This is a genomic window from Planococcus sp. 11815 (assembly GCF_051096385.1).
Taxonomy (GTDB): Bacteria; Bacillota; Bacilli; order Bacillales_A; family Planococcaceae; genus Planococcus; species Planococcus citreus.
This window is the reverse complement of the sequence record NZ_CP096991.1, coordinates 376,951-398,888: the sequence shown is the minus strand read 5'-3', so window position 1 is coordinate 398,888 and position 21,938 is coordinate 376,951. Positions and strand designations below refer to the sequence as shown.

Here is a 21,938-nt window from a genome sequence, read left to right as displayed (position 1 = left end):
GAGCCGAATTACCGCAAGAGCGCACGTGCCTGATCCATCATGGAAGAGACGATTTCCGCCGCGCCTTCTTCCTGCGTCATTGCCCCTGTTGCCTGGCCTGCCCATAACGACATAAATTCCGGATTGTCGGCTTTTGCCGCAGCCCCCCGAATTTCTTTCGTCACTGTATTATGGGACGGAAATGGCAGCGGCTGGGTTCCCGTGGATTCGAATTGTTCGATGAAACGATTTTTAATTCCGCGCGCTGGTCGCCCCGAGAAACTTTTGGTCACGACAGTGCTTTCCTCATCGCTGTCAAAGATCGCTTGTTTATACGCCTTATGCGCACCCGATTCCTTCGCTCCAACAAAGCGCGTTCCGACCTGAACGGCTTGTGCGCCGAGCGCGAGCGCCGCTACCAGCCCGCGCCCGTCTGCGATGCCGCCAGCCGCAATCACCGGCACGTCCACAGCATCTGCGACTTGTGGAAGCAATGCCATCAAGCCGACTTGTGCGCCCATCGGATGCTGGTCAAATGAAAAGCTGCCCCGATGCCCTCCTGCTTCACTGCCTTGTGCTACGATAGCGTCGGCTCCTTTGTCTTGCGCTTCCATCGCTTCGCCGACAGTCGTCGCCATGGTGATGACGGTAACGCCTTGTGCTTTGGCAGAAGCCATATGTTCAGGCGGCAGCGAACCGAACGCCGTGCTAATGATTGGTACGTTCATTTCCAGACAAATGCGAAACAATTCTTGCCCATGATCTGAAGAGCGGTATTCAGCGTTTTGCTCTTCAATCGCAAGTTCCTTGTAGATTGGCTGCAGCGCTTGTTTCACTTCATCGATGCGTGAGAAATCATCTTTTGGCACAGGTGCAAACAAATTGACGGCAAATGGCTTGTTAGTCCGTTTGCGTATTTCCGAAATATCCTCCCGCAGCTTTTCAGGTGTCAAATAGGCAGCACCGAGCGTTCCCAAGCCGCCTGCATCCGAAACTTCCGCCACTAGTTCGGCGGTGGTCGGCCCCCCTGCCATTCCTGCCTGAATGATCGGATACTCAATCCCGAGCAATCGGCAAATGTCTGTATTCAATGAAATCATGCTTACCCCTCCCTTTCACAGTCTTACCTATCAGTATCCCAGTCTTTGGGATTTCTTCAACCGGGAACCTTTTCCGAACGGTCTGCGTTCTAAATATCAGCATCTATGAGAAGGCGGGATTGAATCATGAAAGGCTTCCTTTCGTTACTTGGCATCACGTTGATTGCCGCATTTTGCGGATTGATCCTTTTGGGCTTTTACAATGAACCTTTTGAAGACTGGCAAAACCAGGAGCGGCTCCAGGCTTATACGGAAACAAGAGATCACGTAATGCCCGAACAAACGGGCAACGTCCAACAAGCCGTTGCGCCTGGACGTTCTACACAAACCTTATTATACGCGGATGCATCCGCTTCATGCCCTGCACCTTAATGCAAAAAAATCCCCGAGACACCAAGTCCCAGGGATTTTCTTATGCGGTTAAAATGCGGATTCGGTTGCCGGATGGGTCAGCGGTTTCGAGCGTTGCCCCTTCCATGCGAACCTCAGCGCCGTATGCCTGCAAGCGGTCACGCATGGCCTGTTGTGCTTGTTCATCTGCGACACGGATGACATAATGCCCAAGACCTGCCGTCTGATCCGGCAGGACCGGAATGCCTGTGCCATTCCAGATATTCAATCCGATATGATGGTGATAGTTTCCATCCGAGACAAATAGCGCTTGATTGCCGAGGTTTGCGACCAAGCCGAAGCCGATCGCACCGGTATAGAAGTCGTGCGCTGCCTGGAGATCCGACACGTGGAGATGGATGTGCCCGAGCACCGTGCCCGCCGGCATGCCGCTCCATTTTTCGCCATTTGATGCTTGTGCAACTTCCTGGACATCGAGCGGATCGACCGTCATGTGAACCTGATCTCCGCGCCATTCCCATTCACCGGGTTCACGGTCGCGGTAAATTTCAATGCCATTGCCCTCTGGATCCGATAGGTACAACGCTTCGCTTACTTGATGATCGGAAGAACCGATCGGAATCCGTTGCTCATGAAGATGGAGCAATATTTTGCCGAGTTCTTTCCGGTCCGGCAATAGTACCGCGAAGTGATACAATCCGGCAAAGCGACCGGCTTTCGCCTTGAACTCGGGCGCGGATTGGAGCGTCAGGATCTCTTCCCCGCCTACCCCGAGAACCGTCTCGTTTTCCTTTTCTTCGATGGTTTCAAACCCCAACACTTCCGTATAGAAACGGCTCATTTCCGGCAAATCCAATACTTTCAAGGTCAAGCTTTCTACATAGCTTACAGGCTTTTGATGAAAATTCATTATAACTCCTCCATCTACTTACTATTTGTAACTGATTATATTTTAATAACCCAGTTACGTCAAGTCATCTGTTTTTTCATTCCTATACAGATATGCTATTATGAAGAAAAAGGAGCGGTGAACATGAAAAGCCAGGAAATTTGCCCACGGTTTGAAGCAGCTATCTCCTTATTGGGACAGCGCTGGACAGGCTTGATCATCCATCAATTGATGGACGAGCCCAAACGCTTCGGCCAATTAACGGAAGAAATCGGAATTAGCGGCCGCCTCCTGTCAGAACGGCTAAAAAACCTAGAAGGAGACGGCTTGGTCGAACGCACCGTTCACCCCGAGACCCCCGTTAGGATCGAATATTCGTTGACTGAAAAAGGCGCCTCGCTGCAGCCGGTCATGAAGGAAATCGAGCGCTGGTCACAAAATTGGATAGAGCCTGCAGAGACGGCGGAAAGTACTCCATGAGGAGGAGGATTTCCGCTATCTTTTTGCCCATTGCCATAGACAGAATATTCTAATATCTGTTAATGTAAAAGTATAAATGGCGGAGGAGGCGTATGCGTATGTCGATGTATTCCAATATGACCTATGAGAACGACACGCGGAAAATTGACAAGGCATTAAAGAAGTACGAAGAGAAAAAGAACGCCGCATTGGTACTGCTCGCAGAAATCGATATGCTCAACAAAATGGAAGATGTGGAAGATACGATCCTTTGGAAGCAGAAGTCGATGAAAGAAAAACTCATCGCAGCCGAACGTCAACGGCGGGATGTCGAGGAAATGCTGATCAATTATATTGGCAAATACGACGACCGTGACTTGCATCGCTACACCGAACTGCTCGAGGAACTGAAAAAAGACAAACCGAAATGACAAAGGCAGGACTGAAATCAGTCCTGCCTTTGTTTCGGTTTGCCTTTATTGTCAATCGAACGGAGAATATCGCCCGTCCAGCCTTTTTGCTTGAAGTACAAATAAAGCATAAATGTAGAAATCAAGATGACAGCAATCGACATTACATAGCCGTATCTTAAATCAAGCTCCGGCATTATACGGAAATTCATGCCCCATAAAGCGCCCCACGCCATAACTGGAGTAAATAAAGTCGTCAGGACAGTCAAGGTTTTAACGATTTCATTGCCTCGGTAATTGGCGACGACATTTTCCATATCGACCATGTTCCTGATTTCATCTTCATAAGATTCAACGAGCATGACACAGCGATCAATCCGCTTAGCGGTCCGCTTATACTCTCTACCTTCATGGATATCGCCACCGAAGGTCTCTTCAATTGCCATGCTAATTTCCCGGAACCCCATGATCAAATGCTTCCATAACAAGATTTCGTGCCGTACTTCCTCGATGCTTTCTAGCGTTTTGCGGTTATTATGCTCTTTGATATTCCATAGCAAGTGATGAAGACGCTCTTCAAACCCGTCGATTTTATGCAACACCGAACCGACCATGCCCCAGAGTAGGATCATCATCACTTCGATCGGCGATTCTGCAACTTCCATTTGTTGAATCATCAAATGCCTTGGCATATCCAAGTCTTCCTCGAAGTCGAGCGTACTGGTCACCAATAGTTCTGGTGACACATAAAAGTGAAAGACATCCTGCGCATCTCGCGCATGGCGACTTTGTTTATAAATCAATGAACCCCATAAGACCTCCTCGCCGTTTTGGGAAGTGTCGGCATGAAGAATATTGACGGTTAAGCTTTTCGATTGATCGATCCATTGCTGCAATTTCGGATTATCTGTCAGCAATTGGCGAAAGTCCGCTGCTTCCATCGCATTCTCTTCTTGCCACACTGCATTCGCAAATTGATGCCGCGGCATAGGCCTCCCCCTTTCTTCCTGATGAACAGGTTTCGAAACCTACCTTATCTAAATCACATGAAAAAAATGCCGCTCTATTGTAAGCGGCCGGTTGATCTAGTCATTCTGCTTGTCATCCGGTGTCTGGTCCCGGTATTTTTCGTTGGAGTTTTCTTCGTATTCCAACTCCCTGTCCGGCATGGGATTCAATTCTTTATCCGGCGGCTGATGGCGGCCCGGTTCCACATCCGGCAGCAGTTTCTCGCCCTCTTTGTATTTCCGTTCCTTATCCATGCGATCGCCCTCCCGATAACTTTGTTTGTTGTTCTTTACCCCAGCCTCATTTTTTAAATCCTTCTGAACTCAAGCTGTAACAAGCGATTTGAAAAGCTCCAAATCATCCGGGTAGGCAAGATCGATCTTTTCAATTTCATCGATAGATTTCCAAGCGATATCTTCAATCAAAAAATCATCTTTCGGGATGGTTAGTTCGCCGCCTGTCACTTCAACACGAAAATAATGCAAATCAAATGACACGGCAGCATTTTCATAATTACCGTCCCGCGTTTTTAAGATTTCTCCTGCTTTGACCGTCAATCCCGTCACTTCCTCGAATTCACGCTCACAGCATTGCTCAAGTGTTTCGCCCGCTTCCATGCCGCTTGCAGGAACCGACCATTTGCTATCTTCTTCGGGTGCTTTCATGAGCACCAATAAAATTTCGTCCCGTTCATTTACACAGACGCCAGCAGCGCCTTTCCAGTTTGCCATTTCCATCAAATCTCTCCAATCGCCTTTTTTTCAATTCCCTGGACCATCGCCTGTTTTCCATTTATGTATTGTTCGATGTCCAAAGGATATTGTTGCGCTAACTTTATCTTTAATTCACCATACGCTGCTGCCACTTGCGGATTCGCTTTCAAAAAATCACGGAATGCCAGATGGCGAAAAACTTCAGGATTCCCCTGTCCATAACAATGGACGTGGTGCGTACGTTCATTGCCGCCACGTTCATAATAACGCCTCCCCTGCAGCCCGTTTTCACCTTTTGACTGATAACCAAGGTGTCGGAAATCCTCTTCAAAGCGGTCTAAGGCTTCTATATCGGAAACGATCACGAGCAAATCAATCACCGGCTTGGCAGCAAGGCCTGGTACCGCGGTACTGCCAATGTGCTGCACATCCAGGCAGTCGGATTCAAGCATTCCATGGAGTTCTGCTGCGGCATTTTCAAACTCAGCCGGCCACCCCTCGTCATATGCAATTACGGTCACTTTGCGCATTCTCTTTCACCTCCGATGCAACTCAAAAAATCACCTTTCCCCAAATGGCAGCCCTTCGACTCCCATTGTACAAGAAAAGGTGATACAGCAAACGGGAATTTACCCATTCGTTAAATTTAAAGAATGATTTCAAAAACAGGTAATGAGGAAATTCACCCTATTTTTTTGCGGCGTGCTGTTCCAAAACGAGCCGATGCGTAACGTCCGGCAAACCGACGTCGCCCGAGAATCCGTTAGCACGGTAAAAGGCATCTGCTGAAGCGGAATCCGTCCGCACCACGAGTTCACTGAACTGCCCCTTGGCAAAATCGATGATCGCTTGCAGCAATTTCGTCCCGATCCCTTCTCTTCTCACAGCTTCCGCAATGTAAAGGCGCCGCAGCCTGCCTATGCCTTCTTTCGTGGAATAAGGATCCCTATTCAGCCCGCCGATTGCCACCAATTTACCATGCGGATCGAACATGCCATACAACACTTCGCCTTGTTGGTCGAAGCGATTGCTTCCGTCCTCGTACTGATCGACAAGCCTCCTCAGGAAACGGTATCCTTCAGATTCACTTTCCTCCACAAGATCCATGGCATCCACTTCGCGCAAGTCTTCGATTTCTCTGATTTCCATCGGCATTTTCATGTCCTCCTTTTTAGTAAGCACTACAGGAAAAGGGCTGGCCCAAATCATATCATGATGTTTTGGGCAGCCCTTTTTTCTTCCATTATACAGTCGTATCTTCCATGCGTTCGTTCCGTGCTTCCATTTTCTTCACCACATAAATACTGGCTTCATAAAGCCCTGCCATCGGAACTAAAACCAGCAGCTGGCTAAGAAAGTCCGGAGGCGTGATCAGGGCGGAAACAATCGCTAAGCCAAGATACGACCATTTCCGGACTTTCTTCATCGATCCAGACGTCAAGACACCGATCGATGACAAGAACAATGCCAAGATAGGCATTTCGAATAGTAAGCCAAGTGGAATCGTGGTCATGATCAAGAAATGAACATACTCGTTTGCCGAAATCATTACATCAAAATTCGCTGCCCCTAGGCCGATCAGGAATTGATAGCTCAACGGGTTGACAATAAAATAGCCGAAAGCGACACCGAATACAAACAATAACAGCATAACCGGTGAATACAAGCCGAGAAATCTCGCTTCGGTTTCTTCAAGTCCCGGTTTGACGAACTGCCAGATGAAATGGATCAAAAACGGCAGCGACAAGCCGAGCGCCATCGTGGCGGAAATCGACGTATAGAATTTCACGACTTCGAGCGGGCCGAGAATCACCAGCTCATTGCCTTTCACCACATAAGGAAACCAGAAATTCAGCGTGGAAAAGACGAGCAATAGGAAGAATAGGAAGACTATGGCACTTTTAATTAATTGCTTCCGCAAGTCCCCCAGATGGTCGACTAAGGTCTCCACTCTGTCTTCCGGCTCTTCAGGGGGTTTTTGGCCCCCTCCCGGATTCGGCTCTTTCGGCGCGCCTCCGGTCTCATGTTCCGTTCCGGAGTCAGCTTTCTGCTTTGCCTGTCCCGCCGGATCTTCGCTCGCCTTTTTCTTATGCAAGGGACTGATCAGATTGTTTTCTCCGTACGGATCCATTTAACCACCTTCATAAACTTTCGGTTTTATTCGTTTCTGCTGTTTCTTTTTTGTCTTTTTTATCTTTATCGTCTTCATCATCATCGTCCATTAGCCCTTTCGTCGAACGTTTAAATTCTGCGAAAGTCTTGCCGACAGCCCCACCGATTTCCGGCAGTTTCTTCGGACCGAAAATAATCAACACGATGACCAAAATGATGATCAAGCCTGGTACACCGATTGAAGCTATTCCACCCATATCTTTTCCTCCTCACGAATTAAACTAAAGAACCGCCTTCTTGGCTGTACTTGATGACGCCTTCTGCACAGCGATATGCAAGTGCTCCTACTGTACCGTTAGGGTTATAGCCGCCGTTGTGCGCGAAGTTTCCGGCACCTACAACAAATAGGTTTTCCATATCCCAATGCTGTAGGTAATTGTTCACAACACTTGTTGCGGGGTCTCCCCCCATAATGGTACCGCCTGTATTATGTGTCGTTTGATACGGGACAATGTCGTAATCGGAAATCGGTGATCTGCCGACGACCGTTTTCGCGCCCATTTCCTGCATGATTTCAGAAGTTCTTTCCGTGATGTATTTATGCAATGCACGGTCCTGGTCTGTAAAGTTGTAAGTCAATTGCAAGAGCGGCATTCCATAAATATCCTTGTACGTGCCATCAAGCGTCAAGTAATTGTCGCGGTGCGGTATTGATGCGCCCTGTGAGCCAACTGACAATGTCCGGGTATAGTTCTCGATGGATGCTTTCTTGAAATCCGCCCCCCAAGCTGGCGTATCGGGAGGCAGCGGGTTTGAAGCGATCGGACGTGAACCGGTTTGAGTCATGGAAATACTGCCTCCGTGAATAAAGTCGAGATCGCTATGGTCGAAAGCATCGCCATTGAAATCATCTATGGTCATGCCAAGCGCTCCCGCTCCCATAAAGACATTCATCTGATCCTCGAAAAAGCCTGAAGCACCTGGAAGGATTTGGTATGCATAGTTTTTCCCGAGTGAACCTTGACCTGTTTCGGGATCGTACATTTCGCCAATTTCCGAAACCATCAAAAGCTTGGCGTTGTTCATAACATAGCTTGTCAATACGACGACTTCCGCCGGCTGAATAAATTCTTCAAAAGTTACTGTATCGATGAAGCGGACGCCCGTTACACGATCGCCTTCTTTCAATACTTCCACTACGTTGGCCCCGAAGCGGATGTCGTAGTTGCCAGTGGCACGAGCCGCCGGAACGACCGTAATTTCAGGTGATGTCTTTGCGCCGTACTCACAACCGAAACGTTCACAGAATCCACAATACTGGCAAGCAGCGATTTGCTGGCCGTCAGGGTTTTCATACGCTTCCGATAAGTTTGCAGAAGGCATCATGAACGGCGTATAGCCGAGATTGCTAGTGGCAGTCTCAAACTTCGACAGTAAAGGCGTTTTCTTCATTGGCGGCGTTGGATAATCTGAAGAGCGTTTGCCCCAGAATGGGTTTTTGTCTTCACCCGAAATACCTGCTGTTTTTTCGAATTTATCGAAATAAGGCTCCAGTTCATCATACGTGATGCCCCAATCCTGCAAAGTGTATTCTGGAGGCAGCTTATTGGCACCATATTTCGCATCCGTCATGGACTTGATTTCAAAATCATACGGCAAAAATCGCCAAGTTTGCCCGTTCCAGTGAGTCCCTGCGCCTCCAAGACCTTCTCCTAGAAGGAAAGAACCTAATTGACGCATCGGCAATGCTTTCTGGTTTCTGGAGTTGCGGAATGTAATCGTTTCTTTCGACAAATCCTGCATCAATTCATAACGGATAGCATAGCGGTATTCATCATGAACCATCGAGTAATCAGCAGTCGAACGCTCTTGCCCGCGTTCGAGCCCCATAACTTTCAAGCCTTCTTTAGCACATTCAGCAGCGATAATTCCGCCGGTCCAACCGACCCCTACTGTCACTACATCTACTTTATCTAACGTCGTCGCCATACGTAATCCCCCTTCTTAATTTAGCTCAGCATGTCTCCTACTGAATGCGGATCCATTTCCACAAAGTCTTCGCTTTCGATTTCATTGATATAAGACGGACGGTGGCCAGGGAACCCTTTCATGCGCCACGCTTCCATGTTTTGGTTGCCTCCGTAAATCGGATCGGCGTATGCGCCGTTCAATGTCGCCTGCCGCAGAAGGCGGAAAAAGAATTGGGCGCTAGTCCCCTGCATTTCCACTTCGTCATCCTGGAAAGCTGTCAAAATTTCATCCATCTGCTCGCCTTCTAAATCGACGAAATTCGCTTCGAAGCGGCTTTGCGCTTCCTGCTGCATTTTCTGCAAGCCTTGTCTGAACAACTCATTGCGCTTCAGGCGGCTTTGATAGCCCTGAGTCGTTTCACCTTCTTCAAATGGCGGCTGCATATACTCCCTCGAATTCTCGCCGTAGCTGCCTGCAAGCTGGTGATCGATAAAAAATGGAACACCAAGACCGATTGCGCCTGGCCCCAAATCATCTTCCGGGAAAATACGTTCGGTCGCTTGCTGCAATACCGCAAACTCCTGTTGGTTCTTGAAAAATTGCAAACCACGTACCGCTTCGGTCGTTTCTGCCCCGCCGCTTTGGCCAGCTTCACCGCCGCTTGGAGCTGCTGTATCCTGACGTGTATTTGCCCCAATCACTCCACCTATGATTCCTCCACCGACGAGAGCGCCTGCCGCGATCCCTGACGTCTTCAGGAAATCGCGTCTGGAAACATTCTTCTTCTCTGCCATCTCATGCGCCTCCTTTAATAGGTATAAAAATTATAAACACTTAATAACTATACCCCACATTATATGCCTCCTAACTTTGATTTCAATAGATTTCTGACTATTCATTAAAAAAAGTCATAGTTAACAAAAAAAAGCCTTTGCATAGGTGCAAAGGCAGACATAAAAAAAGGCCGAGGGAATGGTCACCTCGGCTTTGTAGCTTATATAAATATTAGTCTAGAATTTTAATTGTTACGTTTTTACGTCCCCAGTTCAAAGCTTCGCCTTGAGTTGGGATGAAGACGTCGATCTTGTTGCCTTTGATTGCTCCGCCAGTGTCGCCAGCGATTGCTGTTCCGTATCCTTCAACCCATACTTTTGAACCGAGTGGGATAACGGATGGGTCAACTGCGATGACTTTTTGGTTCGGGTTCGAACGCAAGTCGATTCCTGTACGTGTAACTCCTGAGCAGCCCGCGCAATAAGCTGTGTAAGCTGTTGCGGATACTGTCATTTCTTTACCTGATTGTGTAGAAGCTGCTGCTGGTTTAGCTGCTGCTGGTGCACTTGCAGGTGTTGGTGCTGCTTGAGTTGATTTTGGTGCTTCTTTAGCCGGAGCTTTTGCTGCCGGTGCTGCTGGTGCAGGTGCTGCCGCTTTTGCTGCGGCGCCTTTAACTGCGAATTCTTGTCCAGGGTAGATCATGTGGCCGGAGATGTTGTTCCAGCTCATCAATTGATCCAATGAGATTCCGTGAGCGGAAGCGATCTTGAACAAAGTGTCGCCGCTTTTAACTGTATAGGTAGATGATGAGTTCGATGATTTCTTAGATGCCTGTTCTTTTCCTTCAACCGAAAGCGTTTCGTTCGGGAAGATCAAGTCAGAAGACAAGTCATTCCAGTTTTTAAGGTTTTGCACTGAAACGTTCTTTTCTTGTGAGATTCCCCAAAGAGTGTCACCTGATTGGACTGTATACGATGAATTAGCGCTTGCTGTAGTTGCTGCGCCTACACTTAATGCTGCGATGGCCGTTAGTGTAACGATTTGCTTTTTCATAATTGAAATTCCTCCTTTTCACTAACACAAGACACAGCTTAACACGTGCGCATTTCAAGAACATGACAGGACGACAGTTCCAACTTAACAATTACATTACGGCATCCTTATAATTATGACAGGCTGTAATAAATCAGAACATTCTTTCTTTTAAGTTGATATAAGGCCTTTTTTGCCCCTCTCCTCTTTTTTTCTTCTATTAATAACGATAGGATGGATTAGCCTCCCTTTGTTGGGGAATAACTAATTACAGCTTTATTCATCTGGGGAAGCATAGCTTTCAGTTTAGGAGGAACTCATTTGAAAAATGTCACGATCGTCTTTTGGATTTCGATCGCCATCTGCCTGGCCATGGTCGCCTGGGGATTTTTCGTGCCTGAAAACTTCCAAGCGCAGACAGGTGCGCTCACTTCCTGGATTTCATCCACTTTCGGCTGGTATTATCTAGCTTCCGTTTTTGTTATCCTCATCTTTTGTCTTTATTTGATTTTTTCGAGATTTTCCAATATCAAGCTCGGAAAAGCCGGCGACGAGCCGGAATTCAGCCTGATTTCCTGGTTTGCGATGTTGTTTTCTGCCGGAATGGGCATGGGGCTCGTTTTTTGGACGACTGCCGAGCCCATTTCACATGCCTTTATCAGCGCACCGCGTTCTGACCTGGGTTCTGATGAAGCCGTCAAGGAAGCGATGCAGTTTTCGTTTTTCCATTGGGGCATTCACGCTTGGGCAATTTATGGGCTTGTGGCTTTATCGCTCGCTTACGCCAAATTCCATAACGGTTCACCCGGCCTGATCAGCGCGACACTCATTCCGCTGTTCGGCAAAAAGCGCATGAGCGGCTGGTTAGGCAAACTGATCGATACGCTCGCCGTCTTCGCGACGGTCATCGGCGTCGCTTCTACGCTTGGCTTCGGCTCCGCGCAAATAAACGAAGGGTTGTCATTTTTGTTCGGCACACCGAATACCTTTGCCTTTCAATTATTGATCCTTGCCGTCGCCACCATATTGTTCATCATTTCCGCATGGTCCGGCATCGGGCGGGGTATCAAGTATTTGAGTAACATCAATATGGTGCTGGCATTCATCCTGCTCGGCATGCTGCTGATCGTCGGCCCGACGCTCTATATCTTGAACATGTTTACGGATGCACTCGGCGGCTATTTTGCCAATTTCCTGTCGATGAGCTTTAATTTGGAGCCGTTGAACACAGACCGCCGCGCCTGGGTGGATGGCTGGACAGTCTTTTACTGGGCATGGTGGGTGTCCTGGGCACCATTTGTCGGCATTTTCATCGCCCGTATCTCAAGAGGACGTACGGTCCGGGAATTCATGCTTGGCGTCCTTGTCGTTCCGTCACTCGTTTGCTTTATTTTCTTCTCAGTGTTCGGGGCTTCTGCTTTGGACTTGGAACAAAAAGGCGTTGACAAGATTTCCGAATACAGTTTGGAAACCGCCACATTCGGCGTCCTGCAACATTACCCGCTCGGTACTGTCATGTCGATTCTGACTTTGTTCGTGGTCGCTATCTTCTTCATCACTTCTGCCGACTCCGCGACATTCGTGCTCGGCATGCAGACAACCGGCGGCTTATTGAATCCGCCCAACTTGGTGAAAATCTCTTGGGGATTGATTCAGTCAGCTGTTGCTGCCATCGTCGTCTACAGCGGCGGAACACAAGGCTTACAGAATTCATTGATCATCGCTGCCTTGCCGTTCTCGGTCGTCGTCCTGCTGATGGGGGCCGCGTTCCTGAAAGCGGCCAGCCAAGACCCCGTAGCAGTGAAGCAGAAAAAACATCCCTTGTGATGGAACACAAAAATGCCCGGCAAGCTGAATCAGCTTGCCGGGCATTTTTCGTTGGTTATTTAAATACACTCGTGCTATGCAAAGGCTGTACTCTGGATTTCGGATCCAAGTAAGATTTCGCATTATTGATGGCGGTCGGTGCTTCACCGAAGCCGACAGCGATCAATTTCACTTTTCCTTCGTAGGTGGCAATGTCGCCAGCTGCATAGATGCCCGGTACGTTCGTTTCCATTTTGGAGTTGACGATGACCGAGTTCTTCTCCATCTCGAGGCCCCATTCCTTGATCGGGCCGAGTGATGTAATATTGCCATAGTTGACGACGACGTGGTCGACTTCCAGGCGCTCTTCGTTGCCTTCTTTGTCTTCCAGCACAAGTTCACGGATTTCGCCGTTCTCGCCGACAAGTTCCTTGACGTTGAAAGGCTTCTTCACTTCCACTGTCGACTGCATCATCGTATCGATATTCGCTTCATGCGCCGTCATTTTCTCGCGGCGATGGCTCAAAGTCACTTGCGAAGCCACGTTCTCAAGCATCATCGCCCAGTCAACCGCAGAGTCGCCTCCACCGAGGACTACGACTTTTTTATCGCTGAACAAAGTCAAATCTTTCACGCCGTAATGCAAAGTCTTGCCTTCGAATTGTTCAGCGCCATCGACTGCCAGTTTGCGCGGGTGGAAAGCCCCGACGCCAGCCGTTAAAAGAATCGCTTTCGAGTAATGCGTGCCTTTGTCTGTCGTGATAACAAAATGCTCGTCTTCACGTTCGACAGATGCCACGGTCTCTTCCAGGCAAATCTCCGGATCGCCGTATTTGGCCTGCTCGACCAAATTATCCACCAAGTCTTTTGCCAGCACTTTCGGGAAGCCGCCGATATCATAAATGAATTTATCCGGATACAATTCCATCAATTGCCCGCCGAGCTGCGGAAGGCTGTCCAGCACTTTAACTTTCATTTTGCGCATGCCGCCGTAAAACGAAGCGAACAAGCCGGTCGGGCCGCCGCCGATGATTGTAATATCGAAGATTTCACGTTCTTCCATTTCCAACACTCCTAATCTGATCAATATATCCATCCTACCACATCTATATAGGGTCTCCGCCATTGGACTTATGGCGGAAATCCGAAACAAGCATTTCCATCCCCTCTATTCTATCGTAAACTGAAACAAGGAACCAAATGGAAAGGATGATAAATGTGGATCTTGGATTAAAAGAAAAAGTAGTTGTCGTCATGGCTTCCAGTAAAGGGCTCGGCAAAGCATCCGCCTTAGAATTCGCCAAAGAAGGAGCGATCGTCGTCATCTCGAGCCGACGCCAGGAATCGGTCGACGCAGCTGCGGAAGAACTGCGCAGCGAAAGCGGAAACGAACACGTCCACGCATTTGCGTGCGATATGTCAAAAGCTGAAGACATCAAGCAATTATTCCACAAAGTCAACGAACAATTTGGGCGTATCGATGTGCTCGTCAACAACACAGGAGGCCCGAAAGCAGGCGGATTCGATAATATGAACGATGACGATTGGTACGCGGCATTCGACCAAAACTTATTGAGCTATATCCGTACATGCCGAGAAGTGCTTCCTTATATGAAAGAACAGCAATTCGGCCGCATCATCAATATCTCTTCGTCTTCGACAAAAGAAGTGATCGATGGATTGATCTTGTCCAATACGATGCGCGCGGGCATGGTCGGCTTCGCGAAGACACTGGCCCGGGAAGTGGCTGGCGATAATATCATGGTCAACACTGTCGGACCCGGCAAGATTTCCACTGGCCGCATCACAGAACTCAACGAAGCCGCAGCCAAAAGACAGGGCATTACAGCAGACGAAGTATTGAAGAATACAGAAGCGCAGATTCCAAGCGGTCGCCTGGGCGAACCCGCTGAATTCGCCCGCACAGTCGTCTTTTTAGCTTCTGCTGCCAATTCGTATGTTACTGGGCAATCCATCGTCGTCGACGGCGGATTCCTGAAAGCGCTGTAAGCCCCTTATCAGTAGGCAGTCGAACCAAAAGCCGATATACTAAGGGATGAACCAATTGAAAAGGAGATGTTAGTTATGGCGAAAAAAGGCCACATGCACATGGAAAACGGCGAAGTAATCGAATTCGACCTTTTCCCGAACGAAGCACCGAACACAGTAGCAAACTTTGAGGAACTTGCAAACTCTGGATTCTATAACGGCGTTGTTTTCCACCGCGTTATCCCAGGTTTCGTTTCCCAAGGCGGCGACCCAACCGGAACTGGCATGGGCGGCAGCGGCAAAACGATCAAATGTGAAACAGAAGGCAACCCGCATAAACACCAGCCAGGCAGCCTCTCTATGGCACATGCCGGCAAAGACACTGGATCTAGCCAGTTCTTTATCGTCCATGATTCACAACCGCATCTTGACGGCGTACACACAGTCTTCGGCCAGGTAACAAAAGGCCTTGAAACTGCAAAAGCCATGAAAAACGGCGACAAAATGGAGAAAGTCCACGTCTTTGACGCTGAATAATCCATTATAAAAAACGTGCCCCTGCGGCACGTTTTTTTGTTTTGCTGGAATTTAGGGAGTTGACTGTAAAAATTAATAATTAAGAGATTAGAAAAGCTTCCACTTTTCGACTGCGTTTCAGGGGCACGCTTTCCGGAGGGCTCGCATTGAGCCGCTTCGTCGCTACGCAAAAACCCGCCTGCTCAACTCTCACGATGTTCGAGCTTCGCAAACGAATATGCTCAATACCTTTCGCAGATTCGCTTGCAGGGTCTCAATTGTCTCGCTAATCCTCCCGGAGTCGGCCCCCTCCACTCCGCCTCTAGTTTTAGAAGGGAAAAAACTTCTTCTTTCCACTTGATAGAAAATGTCAAAATGCGTCGTATTTTGTAGCTCGTATCATTTGGATCAAAGAGAATGCGATTTTCAGTCCTCTTTCTCTATCAAGATATTCGGTTCAAATATTTACTAGTCGGATGTCGCATACAGGGAAGCGATTCCCCCACTAGCCGGGAACTAACTATAGAAGTAGAGCGATTTAAACAGTGTATATACAATGAAATCTCCAAGCCGCCAAGCGCTAAGGGTGAGCCGATGCAATAAGACAGATGCTCTTTCTGGCTTATTGCAGGAGGCCAACCCAAAGCACGGCGGCGATTGCCAATATGAAGCTCAACTAGAAAGCCGAAACACTTCCGCAAGCAAACCCTCGCTTTCTTCATCTACACTCAATCCGGGAAGCGATTCCCCCACTAGCCGGCAACTATATATAGAAGCAGATCGATTTGATCAAGCAGGAAACAATGAAATCCCCAAGCCGCTGAGTGTCAAGGGTGAGCCGATGCAATAAGACAGATGCTCTTTCTGGCTTATTGCAGGAGGCCAACCCAAAGCACGGCGGCGATTGGCAATATGAAGCTCCAGCCAACCCCAAGAACATTTCCACATATAGACTTTCGCTATTTAATTCCCGCTCTCGGTCAAACAAAAAAGCGCGCCCAATAGGCACGCTTTCCACTCATCTTTACAACACTTTACTCAAGAATGCTTTCGTCCGTTCGTGTTGCGGATTGCCGAACAATTCCTTCGGCACGTTTTCCTCGACGATATAGCCGCCGTCGATAAACAGCACGCGGTCGCCCATTTCCGCCGCGAAGCCCATCTCGTGGGTCACGACGACCATGGTCATCCCTTCCCTTGCGAGTTGCTTCATAACGTCCAGCACGTCCCCGACCATCTCCGGGTCGAGCGCTGAAGTCGGCTCATCGAACAGCATGATTTTCGGGTCCATCGCAAGCGCCCGCGCAATCGCGACACGCTGTTTCTGCCCGCCCGACAATTCGCCCGGATAGGCTTTCGCCTTTTCGCGCAAGCCGACCTTATCCAGCAATTCGTAAGCTTTCTTCTCGGCGGCTTTCTGGTCGCCTTTTTTCAATTTGATCGGCGCCAGCGTCACGTTCTGGAGCACTGTTTTATGCGGAAACAAGTTAAATTGCTGGAAGACCATTCCGACATTTTGACGCACTTTGTTGATGTCGACTTTCGGGTCGGTGATGTCCGTCCCTTCAATATAAACATGGCCTCCGCTGATGTCTTCCAGGCGATTCAAGCAACGAAGAAACGTACTTTTACCGGAACCGGAAGGACCGATGACACAAATGACTTCCTTCTCTTCGACAACCGTGCTCATGTCTTTGATGACTTCCAAATCTCCGAATGATTTTTTGAGGTTTTCTACTCTGATCATACTCATCGCAATACAAACTTCCTTTCCACAAAGCTCGCGAGCATCGAGAGCAAGTAAATGACGATAAAGTAAATGATGCCGAGGATTAAGTACACGTTAAACGCATCGAACGTGGCACTGGCCTGTATGCGCCCTTCCTGTGTCAAATCCGCTACGCCGATAACCGAAAGGAGCGAAGTATCCTTCAAGGAAATGATCGCCTGGTTGGTAATCGTCGGGAGCATGCGGCGGAATGCCTGAGGCAAAATGATGTGGCGCATGGTCTGTGTCGAGTTGAGTCCAAGTGAACGCGCCGCTTCTGTTTGCCCTTTATCGATCGACTGGATCCCTGCCCGGATGATTTCCGAGAAGTAAGCACCGGCGTTGATCGCAACGGTCACGATCCCGGCTGTCGTATTATCGAGCGAAAAGAACCCGAGCGAGTTCAAGCCGAAGTAAATGAAGAACAGCTGGACGATGAACGGCGTCCCCCGGATTGCATCGACGAAGATTTTGGCGATCCAGTTCAAGATTTTGAACGGTGCCAAGCGCATTAAAGCGACAACCAGCCCAATCAAGAAGCCGAGGACGATGGCAATGCCGAAAATATATAACGTAACTTGCAAGCCTTCCATTAAGTATGGAAAAGCATTGATAATTGTCTGCACCCTTAGTTCCCCCTTGCATAAAAAAATGCAGCGCGCGAATGCGCGCTACATGATTTTATTCTGCGATGTATTTGTTTAAGATTTCGTCATATTCGCCGCTGTCGCGCAATTCCTGCAGGCCTGCATTGATTTGTTCAAGCAATTCCGCATTCTCGCCTTTCAACACAGCGATGCCGTATTGGTCGCCCGTCAAGCGTTCGCCGACAGTTTTCAAAGCCAATTCGCTTTCTGCGATGGCATAAGCGATGACAGGGTAATCTTCAAGAAGTACATCGGCATTGCCGTTTGATACTTCCTGGAACATCGATGGGCTGTCTTCGAACTGGGAAATTTCATAGCCGTATTCAGCTTCGTTGTCGCGCGCGAATTGAGCGCCAGTCGTTCCGCTCTTCACCGCAACCGTTTTGCCTTCTAAATCTTCGAGTGATGTGATGTCGTTATTATCTTCTGCTACAACCAATGAAAGGCCGGCATCAAAGTACGGATCCGAGAAATCCACGATTTCCTTGCGCTCATCCGTAATACTCATGCCCGCAATCGCTACATCCAATTGCCCAGCCTGAAGAGCCGGGATGATGCCCCCGAAATCCATCGGGTTGAATTCGATTTCAAAGCCTTGGTTCTCTGCAATCGCATTAATCAAATCGATATCGATTCCTGTGTATTCGCCGTCTTCTTCAAACTCAAACGGTGGATAAGTGGTATCGATGCCGACGCGATATGCTTCCCCTTCGCCTCCGCCAGATTCACCGCCGCCGGATTCTTCTTCCGAACCGCCGCATGCGGCAAGCACTGTAAGAACTGCTAGCAATAATGCTAATAAGGTCCATTTCTTCATTAATAAACATCCCCCTCTGTTCTGTATTGGTCATTCTACTGACTAATATATCACAATATTTGCAAATTCAGAACCTTTCGAATGAAATTTACTAGGAAGTAGGATGGATGCTTGCGCCTAAATGACTAGCCTTAATGGCTGACGGCACGTTTTTTATGAAGCCGGTAAAACAAACGGAAATTATGCGTCAGCGTCTTCAAGACGGCATAGGTCGGAATCGCAATCAAAATCCCGATAAACCCGTATAAGGAACCTGCCACCATCAACAATAAAATGATCGTTAAGGGATGGACATGAAGCCGGTTGCCCATGACATTCGGTGTGACGAGATTGCCTTCGAGCTGCTGGACCACCAATAGCACAAGAACGACTTTGAATGCCATGAACAATCCATCGTTCAAAAGGGCAACGAAAATCGCAGGGATGATCCCGATGATCGGCCCGAGAAACGGAACGATTACCAAGAACATCGCGAACACGGCAAGCGTCAAAGCGTATTCAAGGCCGATGATCAAATAGCCGATGTACATCAAGACACCGATCACCGCCGCGACTGTTGCCTGGCCGATCACGAAAGTGGATAAAGTTTCATCTAGATCTTTCAGAAGTTTCTTCCCTTCCGGCTTGTGGTTTTCCGGGAGCCGCTTCACAGAATATGGAATGAATTTATCATCGTCTTTCAACAGGAAGAACAGGATGAACGGCACCACGATCAAAACAATCGCTGCGTTGACCAACATGCTGAGGATGCTAATGACATTTTCAAACAAATTACTCGAGAGGCTTTCGGCATAGCCGTAGATGCGGTCGCTGATTTCCTGTCCGGAAATTCCCCCGAATTCAAATCCTTTCAAGAGATTGTTAGATTCCGAACTCATTTCTTCCATTTTCTCGGGCGCCAAATCCAGCAGGCTTTCCCCCTGTTCGATCAAAGTCGGTCCGAAGAAATAGACGAGGCTCGCAAACGCCAGCGCAATTACCGTGAAAACAATTCCGATGCCGGCGATCTTCGGCATGCGGCGTGCGAGCATGCGGACCAATGGCCGGAGCAGATAGTATAGAATCCCGGCGATGACGATCGGCGCAAATAGCGTCGTGATGATGATGCGGATCGGTTCCCAAATATAGTCCAACTTGCTGAGTACGTATAATGTAAGGGCGAGTAATAATATTCCCGCTGTGTATTCGAAAAATGGCTTTCGGATCCACACTTGCTGACACTCCTTTCAAATTTAGTTCCACATTCAAATCATACACGAAGAAAAAGCGAAGACAGATGTTTTTCTGCCTTCGCTCGCTCGTATAATTTATTTGTCTTCTTCCAGTTCACGCAATTCTTTCTGAGTTTGCGGGAAAGCGTTCGCTTGCCATTCTTCACGGTAAGCTGAATCCAATTGCGAGAGTCCCTGTTCACTTGAATCTTCGATGGCGTAGACACTTTCGCGCTCATCGATCTCTTTGCTGTTATGCATGTCGATGTCTTCGTGTACACGGACTGTATTTTTTTCTTGATAGGCTTTGTAGACGAAAACCCCTGCAGCTGCTGCAAGCGCGCTGCCTACTACTGTATTCATGGTTGATCTCTTCATCAGAATCCCTCCAAAATATTGCGTCTTTCTATCACTTCTCTTCTGTATACCCTGAATCTCGATTTTTAAGCCACCCCGAGTTTTTCAGTCAAGATCGCCTTGGCCCCTTGACGCTCGCTCGTTACGAATAGCGCTCCATGTCTTTCAATTGCTCGCGCATCTTTTCCCCGACGCCTGAAGCAGAGGCTGGATTTTGCCCAGTGATTAGGCGTCCTGACTCAATGACGCATGCTTCGAGCGGCAGTTGGGCGATTTGAACAAGTGCGCCACTCTCTTTCAGTTCATGCTGCAAGGAAAATGGAATGTCTTTATAAAGGCCGAGCAACTTTTCTTCCAAATCCGAAAAGCCGGTAGCGAGATGTCCTGATAATAACGGGCTGCCATCAGACAGGCGGACATTCAATAACCCGCTTGGCCCGTGGCAGACGGCTGCCACGATGCCGCCTTTTTCGTAAATGCTTGCTGTCATCCGCTGTAATTCCTTATTGTCCGGGAAATCCCACATGGTCCCATGCCCGCCGGTAAAGTAAATGCCGGCATATTCGTTGGCTTTCGCTTCGCCTGGCGTCAGCGGCCGGTCCAATTGCTTCTGGATGTTTTTGTCCAAATAATAATGCCGCGTCCGGCCATTAATTACGGCCGCCGGAAGGCTTCTTGGATCGATCGGCACTTTTTCGGCTTTCGGGCTGATGATATCGATTCTGAAGTCATCTTTCACTTCGTGGTAGAAATCCGTCAGTTCACGCAGCCACAAGCCGGTCTTTTTGCCGCGATGCCCTAAATCTTTATGGTTCGTCACGATAACCGCTATTTTCTTCATGGCATATTCCTCCCCATCCATTCATATCCCTCTCTATTCCCTATCGCCTGAAAATTACTCGCGCCACGGAGCGGAGGATGTGCTTGCCTACAGAAAAAGGCCCGCACTACGGCGGACCTTTCAGGCTTCCAATATACGCGTCAAGCTGTCGCGAAACTTGTCATTGTCGGCTTGCTGGCGTTTTTTCGGCCCTTTCATGCGCCCGCCACTTTGGCGGATTTTTTTCGCGACGTGGCGGCCGTAGAGTAATTGTTCGATATTGCCTTCATTATAAACGCGCCCGTTTTGGTCGATCGGCACGCCGCGTTTCGCTAGCACCATCGCTGCGAGCCCATAGTCCTGCGTAACGACGATATCGCCAGGTTGCACACGGTTTACCAACACAAAATCGACGGCGTCCGCCCCTTTCGATACCGTCAGCGTCTCCGCTCCTTCGCGATACATTTCATGGGACGTATCGCAAATGAGCAGCACCGGCCAATTGAACCGCTTGGCCAGCCCAATCGTCAAATCGACCACGGGACAGCCATCTGCGTCAATAAGAATTTTTGCCATCGGCTTCCTCCCTTACCAATTCATCGGCCAGTTTTTCAGCGGCCCTTCTGTACAAATTACTTTTATGGACCAGCGATGCAATGAACAGCACCTTAGCAAGTTCCCCCTCCTGTTCGCTTTGCGTATTGGCGACAGCCTCTGCCTGCCGCTCAAGCTCTTCTTTGAACGCAGCGTGATTGTCCTGTTGAAGCGCTAGGTAGGTTTCATAGAATTCGGATAGATCCAGTTCCCGCTCCTGCGCTTTTTCGTTCACTTTCTCCAGCACCTTTTTAACGTCGTTGATCGATAGCGTACTTTTCATTTGGTAAATCAAGCTGATGAGCATAATATGGTCAGGCGTATATTTTTTATGCTGCACCGGGTAGAATAATTTTCCTTTGGCATAATTATTGATCATCGTTTTCGTCAATATTTTATCGTCTGGCTGCCTTTTCGTATCGCGGAAGGCCGTTTCGAATAATTGAATGACCTGATCTACGTATAAATCGATTTTCGGAATATCGCTTGTGCGGATTTGGCTGTCGAGAGCCAATTGGCCAATGAGCCGATCGATGCTTTCCATTCGCTTCACCTCAACTTCTATTCCCCCATTTTACCCTATGATGGAAAAGTCGACAAACTTGACCGAGGAAA

27 protein-coding genes are annotated in these 21,938 nt (G+C 48.5%); 6 read left to right on the top strand and 21 right to left on the bottom strand.

Going from position 1 to position 21,938, the window contains the following annotated elements; genetic code table 11:
• Positions 1-8: 8 nt before the first annotated feature.
• Positions 9-1,079: an NAD(P)H-dependent flavin oxidoreductase gene (locus M1Q06_RS02160; RefSeq protein WP_434401300.1), complete on the bottom strand. Its 1,071-nt coding sequence runs from the start codon at positions 1,077-1,079 to the stop codon at positions 9-11.
• Between the two features lie 126 nt (positions 1,080-1,205).
• On the opposite strand from M1Q06_RS02160, the gene M1Q06_RS02155 reads away from it, so the two are divergent.
• On the top strand, positions 1,206-1,451 hold the full coding sequence (locus M1Q06_RS02155; RefSeq protein WP_112232941.1) for a hypothetical protein: 246 nt from the start codon (positions 1,206-1,208) through the stop codon (positions 1,449-1,451).
• A 40-nt stretch (positions 1,452-1,491) separates the two neighbouring features.
• On the opposite strand, the gene M1Q06_RS02150 is transcribed toward M1Q06_RS02155, so the two are convergent.
• A complete protein-coding gene (locus tag M1Q06_RS02150; RefSeq protein ID WP_434401298.1) occupies positions 1,492-2,340 on the bottom strand; it encodes a VOC family protein in 849 nt (282 codons plus the stop codon).
• A gap of 123 nt (positions 2,341-2,463) precedes the next feature.
• Between M1Q06_RS02150 and M1Q06_RS02145 the strand changes: the two genes are divergently transcribed.
• The gene (locus tag M1Q06_RS02145) at positions 2,464-2,799 is read left to right on the top strand and encodes a winged helix-turn-helix transcriptional regulator (protein ID WP_434401296.1); all 336 of its coding nucleotides are present in this window, start codon (positions 2,464-2,466) and stop codon (positions 2,797-2,799) included.
• A 98-nt stretch (positions 2,800-2,897) separates the two neighbouring features.
• Positions 2,898-3,209, top strand: a complete 312-nt coding sequence (locus tag M1Q06_RS02140; RefSeq protein WP_058381919.1) for a hypothetical protein — start codon at positions 2,898-2,900, stop codon at positions 3,207-3,209.
• A 17-nt stretch (positions 3,210-3,226) separates the two neighbouring features.
• Here M1Q06_RS02140 and M1Q06_RS02135 read toward each other — a convergent pair whose 3' ends face one another.
• The 10 genes from M1Q06_RS02135 to M1Q06_RS02090 form a co-directional block, all read right to left on the bottom strand.
• Positions 3,227-4,177, bottom strand: a complete 951-nt coding sequence (locus tag M1Q06_RS02135) for a magnesium transporter CorA family protein (protein WP_121300849.1) — start codon at positions 4,175-4,177, stop codon at positions 3,227-3,229.
• 96 nt (positions 4,178-4,273) lie between these two features.
• Complete coding sequence (locus M1Q06_RS02130) at positions 4,274-4,450, bottom strand: hypothetical protein (protein WP_167456535.1); 177 nt, start codon at positions 4,448-4,450, stop codon at positions 4,274-4,276.
• Between the two features lie 69 nt (positions 4,451-4,519).
• Entirely contained in the window at positions 4,520-4,933 is a 414-nt protein-coding gene (locus M1Q06_RS02125; protein ID WP_372869909.1) for an NUDIX hydrolase, read from the bottom strand.
• Complete coding sequence (locus tag M1Q06_RS02120; RefSeq protein WP_434401292.1) at positions 4,933-5,439, bottom strand: GrpB family protein; 507 nt, start codon at positions 5,437-5,439, stop codon at positions 4,933-4,935. The genes M1Q06_RS02125 and M1Q06_RS02120 overlap by 1 nt, the downstream gene beginning before the upstream one ends.
• 157 nt (positions 5,440-5,596) lie before the next feature.
• Complete coding sequence (locus M1Q06_RS02115) at positions 5,597-6,064, bottom strand: GNAT family N-acetyltransferase (RefSeq protein ID WP_434401290.1); 468 nt, start codon at positions 6,062-6,064, stop codon at positions 5,597-5,599.
• A gap of 88 nt (positions 6,065-6,152) precedes the next feature.
• A complete protein-coding gene (gene tatC / locus M1Q06_RS02110; protein WP_121300846.1) occupies positions 6,153-7,040 on the bottom strand; it encodes a twin-arginine translocase subunit TatC in 888 nt (295 codons plus the stop codon).
• A 10-nt stretch (positions 7,041-7,050) separates the two neighbouring features.
• Complete coding sequence (gene tatA / locus M1Q06_RS02105) at positions 7,051-7,278, bottom strand: twin-arginine translocase TatA/TatE family subunit (RefSeq protein ID WP_112232934.1); 228 nt, start codon at positions 7,276-7,278, stop codon at positions 7,051-7,053.
• Between the two features lie 19 nt (positions 7,279-7,297).
• Positions 7,298-9,010, bottom strand: a complete 1,713-nt coding sequence (locus tag M1Q06_RS02100) for a GMC family oxidoreductase (RefSeq protein ID WP_434401287.1) — start codon at positions 9,008-9,010, stop codon at positions 7,298-7,300.
• Positions 9,011-9,030: 20 nt separating this feature from the next.
• Positions 9,031-9,786, bottom strand: a complete 756-nt coding sequence (locus M1Q06_RS02095; RefSeq protein WP_434401285.1) for a gluconate 2-dehydrogenase subunit 3 family protein — start codon at positions 9,784-9,786, stop codon at positions 9,031-9,033.
• 211 nt (positions 9,787-9,997) lie between these two features.
• Positions 9,998-10,819, bottom strand: coding sequence for a LysM peptidoglycan-binding domain-containing protein (locus M1Q06_RS02090; protein ID WP_434401283.1), 822 nt, complete (start codon positions 10,817-10,819; stop codon positions 9,998-10,000).
• Positions 10,820-11,119: 300 nt separating this feature from the next.
• Between M1Q06_RS02090 and M1Q06_RS02085 the strand changes: the two genes are divergently transcribed.
• Complete coding sequence (locus M1Q06_RS02085) at positions 11,120-12,625, top strand: BCCT family transporter (RefSeq protein WP_101189383.1); 1,506 nt, start codon at positions 11,120-11,122, stop codon at positions 12,623-12,625.
• A 55-nt stretch (positions 12,626-12,680) separates the two neighbouring features.
• On the opposite strand, the gene M1Q06_RS02080 is transcribed toward M1Q06_RS02085, so the two are convergent.
• Entirely contained in the window at positions 12,681-13,667 is a 987-nt protein-coding gene (locus M1Q06_RS02080; RefSeq protein WP_101189382.1) for an NAD(P)/FAD-dependent oxidoreductase, read from the bottom strand.
• 155 nt (positions 13,668-13,822) lie between these two features.
• Here M1Q06_RS02080 and M1Q06_RS02075 point away from each other — a divergent pair, with 155 nt between their 5' ends.
• Together M1Q06_RS02075 and M1Q06_RS02070 are read left to right on the top strand one after the other, a co-directional pair.
• A complete protein-coding gene (locus M1Q06_RS02075) occupies positions 13,823-14,614 on the top strand; it encodes an SDR family oxidoreductase (protein WP_101189381.1) in 792 nt (263 codons plus the stop codon).
• A gap of 75 nt (positions 14,615-14,689) precedes the next feature.
• Positions 14,690-15,130, top strand: a complete 441-nt coding sequence (locus M1Q06_RS02070) for a peptidylprolyl isomerase (protein ID WP_058381931.1) — start codon at positions 14,690-14,692, stop codon at positions 15,128-15,130.
• Positions 15,131-16,133: 1,003 nt separating this feature from the next.
• Here the strand turns inward: M1Q06_RS02070 and M1Q06_RS02065 are convergent.
• From M1Q06_RS02065 to M1Q06_RS02030, 8 genes are all read right to left on the bottom strand, one after another.
• Positions 16,134-16,862 (bottom strand): amino acid ABC transporter ATP-binding protein, encoded by a 729-nt coding sequence (locus M1Q06_RS02065; protein ID WP_434401280.1) that lies wholly within the window; start codon positions 16,860-16,862, stop codon positions 16,134-16,136.
• Complete coding sequence (locus tag M1Q06_RS02060; protein WP_058381933.1) at positions 16,859-17,503, bottom strand: amino acid ABC transporter permease; 645 nt, start codon at positions 17,501-17,503, stop codon at positions 16,859-16,861. The genes M1Q06_RS02065 and M1Q06_RS02060 overlap by 4 nt, the downstream gene beginning before the upstream one ends.
• 55 nt (positions 17,504-17,558) lie before the next feature.
• On the bottom strand, positions 17,559-18,341 hold the full coding sequence (locus M1Q06_RS02055) for a transporter substrate-binding domain-containing protein (RefSeq protein WP_434401278.1): 783 nt from the start codon (positions 18,339-18,341) through the stop codon (positions 17,559-17,561).
• A 131-nt stretch (positions 18,342-18,472) separates the two neighbouring features.
• Positions 18,473-19,552: an AI-2E family transporter gene (locus M1Q06_RS02050; protein ID WP_434401276.1), complete on the bottom strand. Its 1,080-nt coding sequence runs from the start codon at positions 19,550-19,552 to the stop codon at positions 18,473-18,475.
• A gap of 96 nt (positions 19,553-19,648) precedes the next feature.
• Complete coding sequence (locus M1Q06_RS02045; RefSeq protein ID WP_101189377.1) at positions 19,649-19,930, bottom strand: hypothetical protein; 282 nt, start codon at positions 19,928-19,930, stop codon at positions 19,649-19,651.
• 121 nt (positions 19,931-20,051) lie between these two features.
• On the bottom strand, positions 20,052-20,750 hold the full coding sequence (locus tag M1Q06_RS02040; protein WP_434401273.1) for a type 1 glutamine amidotransferase domain-containing protein: 699 nt from the start codon (positions 20,748-20,750) through the stop codon (positions 20,052-20,054).
• Positions 20,751-20,870: 120 nt separating this feature from the next.
• A complete protein-coding gene (locus M1Q06_RS02035; RefSeq protein WP_121300835.1) occupies positions 20,871-21,305 on the bottom strand; it encodes a YaiI/YqxD family protein in 435 nt (144 codons plus the stop codon).
• Positions 21,286-21,867: a DUF1836 domain-containing protein gene (locus M1Q06_RS02030; RefSeq protein WP_121300834.1), complete on the bottom strand. Its 582-nt coding sequence runs from the start codon at positions 21,865-21,867 to the stop codon at positions 21,286-21,288. Before M1Q06_RS02030 ends, M1Q06_RS02035 begins: the two co-directional genes overlap by 20 nt.
• Positions 21,868-21,938: the final 71 nt, after the last annotated feature.